Source organism: Flavobacterium sp. UBA7663, assembly GCF_002483315.1.
GTDB lineage: Bacteria > Bacteroidota > Bacteroidia > Flavobacteriales > Flavobacteriaceae > Flavobacterium.
In genome coordinates this window covers 19,279-33,582 of the sequence record NZ_DLHR01000015.1, presented here as the reverse complement: position 1 = coordinate 33,582, position 14,304 = coordinate 19,279, and the positions used below count along the sequence as shown (strand labels likewise).

General features: G+C 32.1%; 11 protein-coding genes. 8 read left to right on the top strand and 3 right to left on the bottom strand.

All coding sequences use genetic code 11. The features are described 5' to 3' along the window. Positions 1–3: 3 nt before the first annotated feature. Both B2741_RS04745 and B2741_RS04740 read left to right on the top strand, forming a co-directional pair. The gene (locus B2741_RS04745) at positions 4–1,074 is read left to right on the top strand and encodes a glycosyltransferase (protein ID WP_291135897.1); all 1,071 of its coding nucleotides are present in this window, start codon (positions 4–6) and stop codon (positions 1,072–1,074) included. Further along, on the top strand, positions 1,064–1,459 hold the full coding sequence (locus tag B2741_RS04740; protein ID WP_291135895.1) for a sugar 3,4-ketoisomerase: 396 nt from the start codon (positions 1,064–1,066) through the stop codon (positions 1,457–1,459). Before B2741_RS04745 ends, B2741_RS04740 begins: the two co-directional genes overlap by 11 nt. Here the strand turns inward: B2741_RS04740 and B2741_RS04735 are convergent. The 3 genes from B2741_RS04735 to B2741_RS04725 are packed head-to-tail and all read right to left on the bottom strand — an operon-like array spanning position 1,439 to position 4,164. Next, complete coding sequence (locus tag B2741_RS04735; RefSeq protein WP_291135893.1) at positions 1,439–2,596, bottom strand: glycosyltransferase family 4 protein; 1,158 nt, start codon at positions 2,594–2,596, stop codon at positions 1,439–1,441. The genes B2741_RS04740 and B2741_RS04735 overlap by 21 nt on opposite strands. Further along, positions 2,593–3,480, bottom strand: a complete 888-nt coding sequence (locus tag B2741_RS04730; protein ID WP_291135891.1) for a glycosyltransferase family 2 protein — start codon at positions 3,478–3,480, stop codon at positions 2,593–2,595. Before B2741_RS04730 ends, B2741_RS04735 begins: the two co-directional genes overlap by 4 nt. Next, the gene (locus tag B2741_RS04725; RefSeq protein WP_291135890.1) at positions 3,481–4,164 is read right to left on the bottom strand and encodes a cell division ATP-binding protein FtsE; all 684 of its coding nucleotides are present in this window, start codon (positions 4,162–4,164) and stop codon (positions 3,481–3,483) included. It abuts the gene before it with no gap. Between the two features lie 188 nt (positions 4,165–4,352). Between B2741_RS04725 and B2741_RS04720 the strand changes: the two genes are divergently transcribed. The 6 genes from B2741_RS04720 (at position 4,353) to gyrB (ending at position 14,284) form a co-directional block, all read left to right on the top strand. Further along, complete coding sequence (locus B2741_RS04720) at positions 4,353–7,364, top strand: tetratricopeptide repeat protein (RefSeq protein WP_291135889.1); 3,012 nt, start codon at positions 4,353–4,355, stop codon at positions 7,362–7,364. A 67-nt stretch (positions 7,365–7,431) separates the two neighbouring features. Continuing rightward, positions 7,432–9,183, top strand: a complete 1,752-nt coding sequence (locus tag B2741_RS04715; protein WP_291135887.1) for a TonB-dependent receptor — start codon at positions 7,432–7,434, stop codon at positions 9,181–9,183. A 153-nt stretch (positions 9,184–9,336) separates the two neighbouring features. Next, positions 9,337–9,729: a hypothetical protein gene (locus B2741_RS04710; RefSeq protein ID WP_291135885.1), complete on the top strand. Its 393-nt coding sequence runs from the start codon at positions 9,337–9,339 to the stop codon at positions 9,727–9,729. Between the two features lie 123 nt (positions 9,730–9,852). Continuing rightward, entirely contained in the window at positions 9,853–10,230 is a 378-nt protein-coding gene (locus B2741_RS04705; RefSeq protein ID WP_349680394.1) for a hypothetical protein, read from the top strand. Between the two features lie 227 nt (positions 10,231–10,457). Then, a complete protein-coding gene (asnB, locus tag B2741_RS04700; protein WP_291135881.1) occupies positions 10,458–12,074 on the top strand; it encodes an asparagine synthase B in 1,617 nt (538 codons plus the stop codon). Positions 12,075–12,343: 269 nt separating this feature from the next. Continuing rightward, on the top strand, positions 12,344–14,284 hold the full coding sequence (gene gyrB, locus B2741_RS04695) for a DNA topoisomerase (ATP-hydrolyzing) subunit B (RefSeq protein ID WP_291135879.1): 1,941 nt from the start codon (positions 12,344–12,346) through the stop codon (positions 14,282–14,284). The last annotated feature ends 20 nt before the right edge of the window (positions 14,285–14,304 follow it).

Here is a 14,304-nt window from a genome sequence, read left to right as displayed (position 1 = left end):
GAAATGAAAAACCACTCAAAAAAACCATTAAAAGTAGCCATTGTTGGCTATAAATTGGCTGAAGGTGGTTTGGAAAGGGTTTTTGGAACTACAACAAAAATACTTCATGATGCTGGAATAGAAGTACATACTTTGGTTTTAGAAGACAAAATTGATTATGAGTTTGGTGGGAAATTAGTAGCTTTTGGACAATTTTCGAAGTTTGTTAAGTATTTTAAATTACGAAATTACCTAAAAAACCAGCAATTTGATTACGTAATCGATTTTCGTCATCGTATCAATCCAAAAATGGAGTGGGTGTTTTTGAATTTTATTTATTGCAATCTAAAGTTTATTTATACCATTCATAGTAGTAGATTGGAAACGTATTTGACTGATAATAATAGGATTGCAAAGCAAATACTTCAAAAAGCACATAAAATTGTAGCGGTTTCCAGTTTTATCAAACAAAAAATTGAAACTAAATTTGAAGCTAAATCAGTTGAAGTTATTCCAAATTCGGTTTCAATTCGTTCGTATTCAACTACTGAAAAATTATCTTTTGAATATGTTATTGCGGTTGGAAGATTAGTTCAATTAAAACAATTTGATAAGCTAATTGAAAGTTATTCTAATTCTAATTTGTCTCAGAAAAATATTCATTTGGTAATCTTAGGAACTGGAGAAGAGCAAGACAAATTAAAAAAGAAAATTTTAGATTTGAAATTAGAAACTAAAGTTCATTTGTTAGGTTTTAAAGAAAATGTTTGGGATTATATTTCCAATGCAAAGTTTTCGGTTTTGTCTAGTCAATACGAAGGTTTTCCGATGACTATTTTAGAATCATTAAGTTTGGGAATTCCAGTAATTTCATTCGATTGCGAAAGCGGTCCAAACGAAATGATTATCAATCATCACAATGGGATTTTAGTAGAAAATCAGAATTTCACTGAATTAACTCACAAAATGAATATCTTTGTTGAAGACGAAATTTTATATCAAAATTGCAAAAATACCTCGGTTTCGAGTGTTGCAAAATTTCAGTCGGAAGTTGTAGTAAACCAATGGTTACAGATGTTAAATTATGGAAATTAAAATTGTAAATATCCCTAAGATTGAAGACCCAAGAGGTAATTTATCCGTTATCGAAAAGGAAGTGGTGCCGTTTGAAATCAAACGCGTTTACTATTTGTATGATGTTCCTGCTGGAGCAGAACGTGGCGGACATGCACATAAAAAATTGCAACAGTTTTTAGTAGCGCTTTCAGGAAGTTTTGATGTTATCTTAAACGACGGAAAAGAGGAAAAAATAGTTACTTTAAACAAACCTTTTGAAGGTTTATTAATTACCAATGGTATTTGGCGTGAATTGAAAAACTTTTCTTCGGGAGCAGTTTGTTTGGTGGTGGCTTCTGATGTGTTCGAAGAAGCGGATTACATCAGAGAATTTGAAGATTTTTTAGCGATTTCTACTAAGTAAATTTTCATAAACGTTTACTAAATCTGAAAAATGTTTTGCAAAGGTCTTTGTAACTAAATAATTTGGGATGTTATTTTCTAATTTGCTTTTTAAACCTGAATTTGAAAGAAGTTCGACCATTTTTTCTTCCAATGCTTTCTGATTTTTGAAAGAATAAGTTAGTCCAACATTGTTTTGCTCAATTTCCTCTTTAATTCCAATTAAATTACTTGTGATTACTGTTTTTCCAAAAGCGAAACTTTCTAAAATTACATTACCATACGCTTCTAAATATTCACTCGGTATCACTGAAAATTTGGAATTAGCATAAATTTCTTGTAATTCTTCACGTGATTTGTTTCCTAAAAATAAAACGTTTTGCAGATTATTATTTTTTGTAAAATTCTGAAGTTCTTCTATTTGATTTCCATCGCCAACAATCCATAATTTTTCGTTTGGAAATTGTTTTGAAATGTTTTGAAATGCTTTTAATAAAGTCAAAATCCCTTTTTCAGGAACCAATCGCCCAACAAACAAAATATAGTTTCCTTCTGAATTGGAATTTTGGTTTTGCTCTATAAGTATTGGATTTGCTAATGTTTTACCTTCTTTTTTAAAATGGTTTGAGACAAATTGCGTTAAGTTTTCTGATGGCGTTAAAAAATAATCAATATGTTTTTTGATAATACTTTTATGATGCGATTGTTTTAAATACAACAAAGTGTCAAACAAAATATTTCGTTTTGGTTGATGATGTAAAATGCATTCCAAAGCATTTTCATGCTTGTGAAGCACTTCATTTTTATCATTCAGCATGTAATTTTTTGGACAGATGTAATAATAATCGCGAAAAGAAAACACAATCGGAATTCCTTTAGATTTTGCAAATTCCATAAAATGCGGCGTTACTGGTGCGCCAATGCTAAAACAGTGAATTACATTAGGTTGAAAACTTTCAATTTCTCGAATAATTTCTTGAGTGATGGTTTTGTGGTAGAATTTTTCAACCCAATTGGTTTTTATTTTATCCTTCCCAAACCATTTAAAGATGTAATTAGAATTGTTTTTTTCGGAATACTGAATCAATTCATGCAAATAGTTTTCAACTCCTCCAAGTCGATTTTCACTATTAAAATTATTGATAATCAGTATTTTCATCCAATATAAATTTTACTAAAATAAGTTAATCGAAACACATTGAAAACAAACAAAGACGGATTATTTCCTTTAAGTTGATGCTCTAAAAATTTCCCAAAAACCGAATACAAAACAGCTAGTAAATATGTAATTTTAAAAGTATGTAACTTAGAAACTAAGTTAACCATTTTGCTGTATTCTTTAGTAATAAGCTGTTTTTTATATAGTAAGTATAAATTATCTAACGAGTTTTTTGTCTTTTCAACATAAACGACATTGGTATCAATATCATCATGTTGAACTGGATTATGAATATGTTTGATTTTAGCGTTCATTTTTTGAAGTTCAAAAGAAAAAAGTGTGTCATCGTGACCATATTTTTTAAAAGAACTATCAAATTTAATGCGATTAAAAACCGATTTTTTTATCAAAGTATTATTGAACAAAGTCGCTCGATAGGTATTTTTATTTCTCTGGTCGACTGTTTGGTCTTCCATGAATTTGCCATATTTCCAGCGAAGTAATTGTTGGTTTGAAGGCGCTTTTTCAGCATGAATTCTTCCACCATATACTACTTCGTAATCAGGAATTTGATCAATGTAATTTTTTATGAAATTAGGAAAAGGTAAAACACAATCGCCATCTAAAATTAGTAAATTTTCATATTGAGATTGACCAACTAAAATATTTTTATTTTCACGATAACCTACATTTTTCTCCAAAGAAACATAACTACAATGAGAAAGTAAATTGATTTTCTCGTTCTCTAAATTATGAATCGAATTTGAGGCGTCATCTTGTGTTAAAATCTCAAAATCGATTCCTAAATCAAGACATTGTTGATGAATTTCTTTTACTAATGGCAAAAGATTGTAATGGTATATCGTTATTAAAATCGATAGCATTTACACCGATCTTTGAACTACTTCAAACATTTTTCCACCTTCAAATTTTAAAGTTTTTGAAGGGTATTTTAAAACTAATGCATAATCGTGAGTGGCCATTAAAATGGTTTTTCCATTTGCGTTAATTTTACGAAGTACTTCCATGATTTCCACACTAGTTTGCGGGTCAAGGTTTCCTGTTGGTTCATCAGCTAAAATGATTTCAGGATCGTTAAGTAAGGCTCTTGCAATCCCAACACGCTGTTGTTCTCCACCAGAAAGTTGGTGTGGCATTTTATTAGCAAAACCTTTCATTCCAACTTTATCTAAAACTTCCTCGATTTTAACTTCCATTTCTTCTTTTTCTGTCCAGCCAGTTGCTTTAAGAACGAATAATAGATTTTCCTTTACACTTCTGTCAGAAAGTAATTTAAAGTCTTGGAAAACCACTCCTAATTTTCTTCTTAAATACGGAATGTCGTTTTCTTTTAAAGTAGTTAAATCGTAATCTACAATGCTTCCTTCGCCGTCTGTTAAGGCTAAATCAGCATACAATGTTTTTAAAAAACTACTTTTTCCCGAACCTGTTCTACCAATTAAATAAAGAAACTCACCATGTTTTACATCGATGTTTACATCGGTTAAAACCGGATTTTTATCTTGATAAATCGTTACGTTTTTTAAGGATAGAACTGTTTGTGACATATTTTTGATGGATTTTAAAATGTAAAAGTAATAACTTATGGTTCTGTATCAAAATTTTAAGTTGATTTCAATTAAAAATTGTGTATTTGGTTAAAAACTATGTTCAAAAATTGTACAATAATATGTTAAGAACCTTCGTTAATACTTTCAATAAGCCTTATATTTGGAACTTATAAATAACGAATCAAATGATAAAGTATTTAAAACTTTCTTTTTTAGTGTTGTTCTTTTCGGGAACACTTTTTGCCCAACAATCTTCTGTCTATACACACGAATTAACGGAGTTCAACAGAGCAGTTGAATTGTATAAAGACAAGCAATATCAAGCAGCCCAAATTTTATTCGACAAGGTAAAATCGAAAACTGATAATATGGAAGTGGAATCGGATTGTGCTTACTATATTGCTAATTGCGCTATTCGTTTGAATCAAATGGGAGCCGATGTTTTGGTAGAAAGTTTTGTGGAAGATTATCCAACGAGTACAAAGACTAATCAAGCATATATCGAAGTAGCGCATTATTATTTTGATCAAGGAAATTATCCAAAATCATTAGAATGGTTTGATAAAGCGGATTCGAATAGCATGTCGCAAGCCGATAGAGAAAAATACAATTTCCAAAAAGGTTATGCGTATTTCACGGCAAAAAACACAAAAGAAGCTACAAAATACTTCAACCAAGTAGTGAATTCGAAGACTTTTGGAAGTCAGGCGAAATATTATTTAGGTTATATGTCTTATGAAACAGATGATTATAAAAGTGCGAATCAATATTTCGAGCAAGTTTCTGACCAAGACAAGTACAAAGAAAAAATGGGTTATTTTCAAGCCGATATGAATTTCAAGCTTGGAAATTTCCAAAAAGCAATTGATTTAGGTTTAGAACAAATGCCAAAATCTAAAGGTGAAGAAAAAAGTGAATTATCAAAAATCATTGGAGAAAGTTATTTTAATTTAAAACAATATGATAAAGCGCTTCCATATTTATTGGCCTATAATGGAAAAAAAGGAAAATGGAATAATACCGATTTTTATCAATTAGGTTACACCTATTACCAACAAAAAGATTATGAAAACGCAATTTCGCAATTCAATAAAATTATTGGCGGAAATGATGCAGTAGCACAAAATGCGTATTATCATTTAGCAGAAAGTTATTTGAAAACCGATAAAAAACAACAAGCGTTAAATGCTTTCAAAACGGCTTCTGAAATGGAATTTGATTTAAAAATTCAAGAAGATGCGTATTTGAATTATGCGAAATTGAGTTACGAAATCGGAAATCCTTATCAATCGGTTCCTGAAGTATTAAATGCTTACGTGGCTAAATATCCAAATACGCCTTATAAATCGGAAATCAATACGTTGTTGATTAGTTCGTATATCACTTCAAAAAATTATAAAGAAGCGTTGGTTTTATTAGAAAAAAGTAAAACACCAGAAAATAAATTAGCGTATCAAAAAGTAACGTTTTACAGAGGTTTAGAATTGTATACCGATGGCGATTACAAAGGTGCTTATGCGTTATTTAAAAAATCGTTAGCCGAAAATAAAGACGCAAAGTTCACCGCAAGAGCTACTTTTTGGAAAGCGGAAACCGAATACAATTTAGATCAGTTTGAAGAAGCTAAATTGAGTTTCAAACAGTTTTTAAATTCAGCTGAAGCTTCAAATACTCCAGAATACGCAAATGCAAATTACAACTTAGCGTATTCGTATTTCAAGTTAAAAGAATATGAAAATGCGATTCAATATTTCGATTCGTATACCAAATCGGTAAAAGAGGATAAAATTCGTTTAACCGATGCGTATTTGCGTTTGGGTGATTGTAATTTCATGGCAGCAAAATATTGGCCAGCAATGGATGCTTACAACAAAGCCATCGACATGAAAAGTGTTGATGCTGATTATGCGGCATTTCAAAAAGGAATTAGCTACGGATTTGTAAGCAAACCAGATCGTAAAATTGAAGATTTAGAGAAATTTGTAAAAACATATCCAACCTCTCAATATGCAGATGATGCTTTGTATGAGTTAGGAAATACTTACGTAAATCAAAATCAGAACGACAAAGGAATTGCAACGTATGATAAATTAATCACTGGATATAAATCGAGTTCGTATGTAGCAAAAGCGATTTTAAAACAAGGTTTGATTTACTATAACTCAAGCAAAGAAGATTTAGCATTAGCGAAGTTCAAAAAAGTAGTATCAGAATATCCAAATTCACCAGAATCTATTGAAGCAGTTTCAACAGCTCGTTTAATTTATGTAGATAAAGGTCAAGTGGATGAATATGCTGATTGGGTAAAAACACTTTCATTTATTGAAGTTTCAGATGCTGATTTAGATAACGATACTTACGAATCGGCCGAAAAACAATATTTACAAAACAACAGTAAACAAGCTATTTCAGGTTTCTCAAGTTATGTGAGCAAATTTCCAAACGGATTACATGCTTTGAAAGCGAATTTCTACTTAGCACAATTGTATTTTGCAGATAACTTAGAATCAAATTCTGTGAAACATTATGAGTTTGTAGTGGCTAAACCAAGAAACGAATTTACAGAACAAGCTTTAGCACGTTTGTGTCAAGTGCATTTAAAAGCTAAAAATTACGATAGTGCTATTCCAGTTTTAAAACGTCTGGAAACAGAAGCTGAGTTTCCTCAAAATACTACGTATGCACAATCTAATTTGATGAAATCGTATTACGAAAAACAAGATTTTACGAATGCCGTTATCTATGCCGATAAAGTATTGAAAAACGACAAAATCGATGATAGAATTAAAAGTGATGCTCAAATTATCGTAGCGCGTTCTGCTATTAAAACAAATGATGAAGCTAAAGCGAAAGAAGCGTATGCTAAATTGCAAAAAATCGCAAAAGGAGAATTAGCAGCCGAAGCTTTGTATTACGATGCGTATTTTAAAAATAAAGAAGGCAAGTTTGAACCGTCAAATGTTGTGGTGCAAAAAATCGCTAAAGATTACTCAGGTTATAAATATTATGGAGCGAAGAGCTTAGTAATTATGGCGAAAAACTTCTACGGATTAAAAGATAGTTTCCAAGCGACTTACATTTTAGAAAGTGTAATTGAAAACTTCAAAGAGTATACAGATGTAATCGAAGAAGCTCAAAAAGAATTAGACTTTATCAAAGGAGAAGAAGCAAAACGTAATTCATCAATCACAAATTAATAAAAATAAGATAATTGTCATACTGAACTCGTTTCAGTATCTAGCATCTCATTTAAAAATATAGAACATGAAGAAATTAAATATAATCGCCTTAGTTTTAGTCGTATTCGGAATTCAATTTTCTTTTGCCCAAGTAAAAGATGAAAACATTGGTTCGGAAGTAGTAAACATTGTGAAGCCTTATACGCCAACCATTTCAGATGCGTTTAAAGTTAAGGAAACGCCATTGTTGGATGACGAAGACAATCAGCAAAAAGAAGTAATTCAGTACAATATTTTCTCGTTTCCGGTTGCTTCAACGTTTACGCCAGCAAAAGGAAAAGCAGCAGGAGTAGATAAAACCGAAAAAGAAAAATTATACAACAATTACGCGACTTTAGGTTTCGGAAATTACCCAACTATCAATGCCGAATTGTTCATTACACAAAATTTAAGTAGAAGTAATTATGTAGGCGGAATGTTACGTCATTTATCGTCTCAAGGCGGAATTAAAGATTTGGTTTTAGATGATAAATTCTATAACACCAGTTTAGATGTAACTTACGGAGTTCGTGAACGCGATATGAGTTGGAATGTAGATTTAGGCGTGAAAAATCAAATTTACAATTGGTACGGTTTGCCAACAGAAACTATTTTCTTTGATGATCCAACGATTGCAGGAATCGATTCAAAACAAACTTACAATACAATTGCACTTGGTGGAAAAATGAGTTTCAAAGACGGAATTTTCAATGATGCTAGCATGCAATTCAAACGTTTTTCTGATGGATTGGATTCGGGAGAAAATCGATTTTTTATCAAGCCAAATTTTGATTTCGATGTAATGAATCAAAAAATAAAAGCAGATTTCGTAGTGGATTATGTGGGAGGAAGTTTTGAAAGAATGTACGATGTAGATTCGGAATTAAAATACAGCACTATTATCGCAGGAACAAAACCAAGTATTTTGTACCAACAAGATGATTTATCGGTTCAAATTGGAGCTGGAGTGTATTATGCAACAGCAAAAATCAATGGAGAAAGCGATGGAAAGATTTTTATTTATCCAAACATCAAAGCATCTTATAAATTGGTAGGTGATATTTTAGTGGCTTACGCTGGAGCAGAAGGTGATTTAGAGCAAAATTCGTATGCTGATTTCGTAGATCAAAATCCATTCGTGTCACCAACGTTATTCATCGCGCCAACCGATAATAAGTTTGATTTGTATATTGGGTTGAAAGGTAAGTTAGCCAATTCTGTAGCGTTCAATGTTAGAGCTTCAAATAAAAATCAAGCAGATAGAGCGTTATTTGTAAGCAATGGTTTTGATGGAACTGGAACAAATACAAATGGTTATGCTTATGGAAATTCATTCGGAGTTGTGTATGACGATTTAAACACGCTAAGTATTTTCGGAGAATTGAAAGCCGATTTCTCTAAAAATGTAACTTTCGGAATCAACGGAACCTACAATAATTACTCAACCGATTCTCAGGCAGAAGCATGGAATTTACCGCAATTACAAGTTGGAACAACAGTAGATTTTGACATTAACGAAAAATGGTACGCGGGAGCCAATGTATTTTTTGTAGGCGAAAGAAAAGATTTAATTACTAAACAAGAATTAATATTCCCGTTGCCTTCTTTTGTACAAGAAACAGTAACTTTAGATAGTTATTTCGATTTGAATGCGCACGTAGGTTACAAATACAACGCAAGATTAACTGCTTTCTTAAAAGGAAACAACTTAGCCAATCAACAATACAACCGCTGGGCAAATTTTCCAGTACAAGGTATTCAGGTTTTGTTAGGAGCTAATTACAAATTTGATTTCTAAAACTTCAACATTCAATATTCAAAATTGATTGTTCCAAGTTAAAAATAATGAATATTCAATTTTGAACAACGAATTTTGAAGTTGAGTTATTAGTTTTATTAGGTTTTCCAATAACGTTTGTTATACTGATAGCATCTCCGAAATAATTGAATTATGAAAAAAATTATTTACATATTATTTCTTCTAATATTTGGAGTATCATTTTCTCAAAATGAAAATTCTAAAAATAATGATTCTATAGTTTGGAGAAAAGTTACTTGTGAAAACGGAACTGAACAAGCAAAAATCGATTTTGATAATGGAATATATAATTGTTATTCTTATGGACTAATTTTTGACAAAAACCCTGATTTAAGCATTTATATTCAAGAGTATAGAAGAAAAAAATACGGGATTGATACAAAAAATGCAGGATGTGTAATTACTGAATATTCAAAATGTTATTCGAAAACGATGAAAGAACTCGTTTTAAAGAAGTTTGGAAATGATATTTTTGAAAAATCAAGAAAAGAAGCTGAAGAATTGTATAAAAATGAAAAAAAATAATCCTAGCGTCCTTAGTGCCTTCTTTGTGCTCTTTGTAGTTAGTCTTTCATTATGACATTTAAACAAAAAATAAAATCCCATTATCAAAACCTATTATCTGAGAAAATAAACGAACTGCGTTTTATGATTTCCGATTTAGCTCAAGATGCACAAAACGATGTGAAAGGTTCGGCTGGCGATAAGCACGAAACAGCTTTGTCAATGATGCATTTGGAGCAAGAAAAACTCAATCAAAAATTAGCAGAAATCATCGGTCAAAAAAATAGCGTTGACAAAATTGATGCAGATGCAATTCATACCAAAGTTGCTTTGGGTAGTTTAGTTCAAACCAATGAAATGCTGTTTTACATCAGTGTCGCTTTGCCAAAAATCCAACTCGAAAATAAGACGATAATTGCTGTTTCTCCTCAATCACCATTAGGAAGTCAATTAATGGGGAAAAGTCTCGGAGATGAAGTTCTAATCAATAATAATCGATTCCAGATAAAAGCAATTGAATAAAATGTAAACTACTCGCTCGAGTGGTTTTTTTATGATTTGTAACCAAAACAAACTCAAAACCACTTTTAAAGTTTCTGATTTAATTAAAAAATCTTTTTTTAGTTTTAAATTATAACTAAAATTAATTTTATGGTTTATTATTTAAACTTATATCTTCAATTTTGCTTCATCAAATTAAGTGAATCTAAAATATCACTTAAACTTATCAACTCTTAAACTAAAAAGTTATGTGCGGAATATTAGCCATTATAGGAAAAGGAAAAGAAGAAGCATTAGTGCAACAATTGTCAAAAAGAATGAGCCATCGTGGTCCAGATGAAAGTGATATTCATGTAACTGAGAAAGGACATGTTTTGGCGCACGAGCGTTTGTCAATTGTAGATTTACACACTGGAAAACAACCGATTCAAGGAACCGATTCCGCTTGGATGGTTCATAATGGCGAAATATACAATCACAAAAAAATAAGAGAAACTACTTTAAAACATCATGCGTTCAGAACTACTTCAGATTCAGAAGTTATTGTGCATTTGTATGAAGAATTTGGTTACGATTTCTGTGATATGTTAGACGGAATTTTTGCATTAGTTGTTATCGATGGAGATGATTATATCGTAGCTCGCGACCCACTGGGAGTAAAACCATTGTATTACGGAATGGATGAAAGAGGTCGCTTGTATTTTGCTTCCGAAATGAAAGCCATTGCCGACCAATGTAAATCGTTTTCCACTTTTCCTCCGGGACATTATTATACCGAAAAAACAGGTTTTGTAAAGTATTATAAACCAGAATGGGAAACGCATGAAACAGCAGTTAAAAAATTAGATTTACAAGCTTTACAATCAAGTTTAACACAAGCGGTAGAAAAACGTTTAATGTGCGATGTGCCTTTTGGAGTATTGCTTTCTGGCGGATTAGATTCCTCTTTAATTGCATCAATTACTTCAAGATTGTTAGAAGGTAGCGGACAAGAATTACATTCGTTTTCTATTGGATTAGATGCTTCTGCTCCGGATTTAGTTGCGGCAAAAAAAGTGGCGGATTTCATTGGAACAACGCATCATGAAATTCATTTCACAGTCGAACAAGGAATTGAAATTTTAGATAAGTTAATTTGGCATTTGGAAACCTATGATGTAACGTCAATTCGTGCTAGCACACCAATGTATTTCTTGTCGAAATCGATTACGGAAAAAGGAATTAAGATGGTTTTGTCTGGCGAAGGTGCTGATGAAATTTTCGGAGGTTATTTGTATTTCCGAAATGCACCATCGGTATTAGATTTCCAAAAAGAAACCATCGAACGCGTTCAAAAGTTATTTACAGCCGATTTACTTCGTGCAGATAAATCAACTATGGCACATGGATTAGAAGCGAGAGTTCCGTTTTTAGATAAAGCATTTTTGGATTTAGCAATCAAAATTCAACCCGAAGAAAAAATGCCAAAAACGTATGATGGAATTGAAAAATATATTTTAAGAAAAGCATTTGACACACCCGAAAGACCCTATTTGCCAGAAGAGATTTTATGGCGCCAAAAAGAACAGTTTTCTGATGGAGTTGGTTACAACTGGATTGATACTTTAATCGAATATTGTTCGAGCCAAGTTACTGATGAAGAATTTGCAAAAGCAAAAACATTATTTCCATACAATACGCCAGTTACAAAAGAAGCATTCTTTTATCGTCGTATTTTTTACAAGCATTTTTCACAAGATAGCGCAGCGCAAACGGTTCGTAAATGGATTCCAAAATGGCAAGAAAACCAAGATCCAAGTGGAAGAGCAAATGTAGCCCATCTAAAGGCAGATGTGTCGATTTCAGCAGAAATGGAGAAAATATAGTTTTGATTTGTTATAGTTTTAGTTTTGTTGTTTTAAAAAACCTCTTTAATTGCGTTTTAAAGAGGTTTTTTTTATTTCTTCTGTTTTGAGGAAATTAAAAAAGTATCGAAAATTAAAAATAAGGTCGTTTTTATTCGATTTAAGCCACTTTTGTTTGAAATTAACAAATGTTAATAACTTAGTGTTGAGTTAGGCTGGTTTTTATTTCTTGTTTTTGTCTAATTACTTATATTTGTTGACATAAAAATACTTTATTTAGCACAAATATTATGAGTGAAGAAAATAAAAAAGGTAGTTATTCGGCAGACAGTATTCAGGCATTAGAAGGAATGGAGCACGTAAGAATGCGTCCTTCCATGTATATTGGAGATACTGGAGTTCGTGGATTACACCATTTAGTTTATGAAGTTGTAGATAACTCAATCGATGAGGCTTTAGCAGGACATTGTGATACTATTTATGTTGCAATTAATGAAGATAATTCGATTACGGTTGAGGATAATGGTCGTGGTATTCCAGTTGATTTACACAAAAAAGAAGGTGTTTCGGCACTTGAGGTTGTAATGACTAAAATTGGTGCTGGAGGTAAATTCGATAAAGATTCATATAAAGTTTCTGGAGGTCTTCATGGGGTTGGAGTTTCGTGTGTGAACGCACTTTCTGACCATTTACGTGCAACGGTTTATCGTGAAGGTAAAATTTATGAGCAAGAATACGAAAGAGGTAAAGCAATGTATCCAGTTAAACAAATTGGAACTACAGATAAAAGAGGTACCATGGTTACTTTTAAACCAGATGCTACTATTTTTACCCAAACTTTAGAATATTCTTACGATACTTTAGCAGCTCGTTTACGTGAACTTTCTTTCTTGAATAAAGGAATTACCATCACGTTAACAGATAAAAGACATTTAGCGGATGATGGTTCTCAACCAGTAGAAACATTCCATTCAAAAGAAGGTTTAAAAGAATTCGTTAAGTTTTTAGATGGAAATCGCGAGCCAATCATTTCTCATGTAATTAGCATGGAACATGAAAAAAGCGAAATTCCAGTTGAGGTTGCTTTGATTTACAACACAAGTTACACAGAGAATATTTTCTCTTATGTAAATAATATCAACACACACGAAGGAGGAACGCATTTGCAAGGTTTCCGTATGGGATTAACTCGTACGTTGAAAAAATATGCGGATGCTTCTGGATTGTTAGATAAATTAAAATTTGAAATTTCTGGAGATGACTTCAGAGAAGGTTTAACAGCTATTATTTCGGTAAAAGTACAAGAACCTCAGTTCGAAGGTCAAACCAAAACCAAATTAGGAAATAGAGAAGTAGTTTCTCCTGTTTCTCAAGCGGTTTCAGAAATGTTGGAAAATTATTTGGAAGAAAATCCAAATGATGCAAAAATCATTGTTCAAAAAGTAATTTTGGCTGCTCAAGCACGTCACGCTGCTAAAAAAGCACGTGAAATGGTACAACGTAAAACCGTAATGGGTGGCGGTGGATTACCAGGTAAATTATCAGATTGTTCAGAACAAGATCCAGAAAAATGTGAAATTTTCCTTGTCGAGGGAGATTCGGCGGGTGGAACAGCTAAACAAGGTCGTGACCGATTTTTTCAAGCAATTTTACCTTTACGTGGTAAGATTTTGAATGTGGAAAAAGCAATGCAACATAAAGTATTTGAAAATGAAGAAATTCGAAATATTTTTACAGCATTAGGTGTTACTATTGGAACGGCTGAAGATTCAAAAGCATTAAATTTAGAAAAATTACGTTACCACAAAGTAGTGATTATGTGTGATGCCGATGTCGATGGTTCTCACATTTCTACCTTAATTTTAACGTTCTTTTTCCGTTACATGAAAGAACTTATCGAGAAAGGTCACGTTTATATTGCGGCTCCACCTTTATATTTAGTTAAAAAAGGAAACAAAAAAGAGTATGCTTGGAATGACGTTCAACGTGATGTAGCTAACGAAAGAATGGGAGGAAGTGCTGCTATTCAACGTTATAAAGGTCTTGGGGAAATGAATGCGGAGCAATTATGGGAAACCACTTTAAATCCAGAAAACAGAACATTTAGACAAGTAACTATTGATAGTTTAGCAGAAGCAGATAGAGTTTTCTCAATGTTGATGGGTGATGAGGTGCCACCTCGTAGAGAATTTATCGAGAAAAATGCTTCTTACGCAAAAATTGATGCGTAATATTTCATTATTATTGTAAA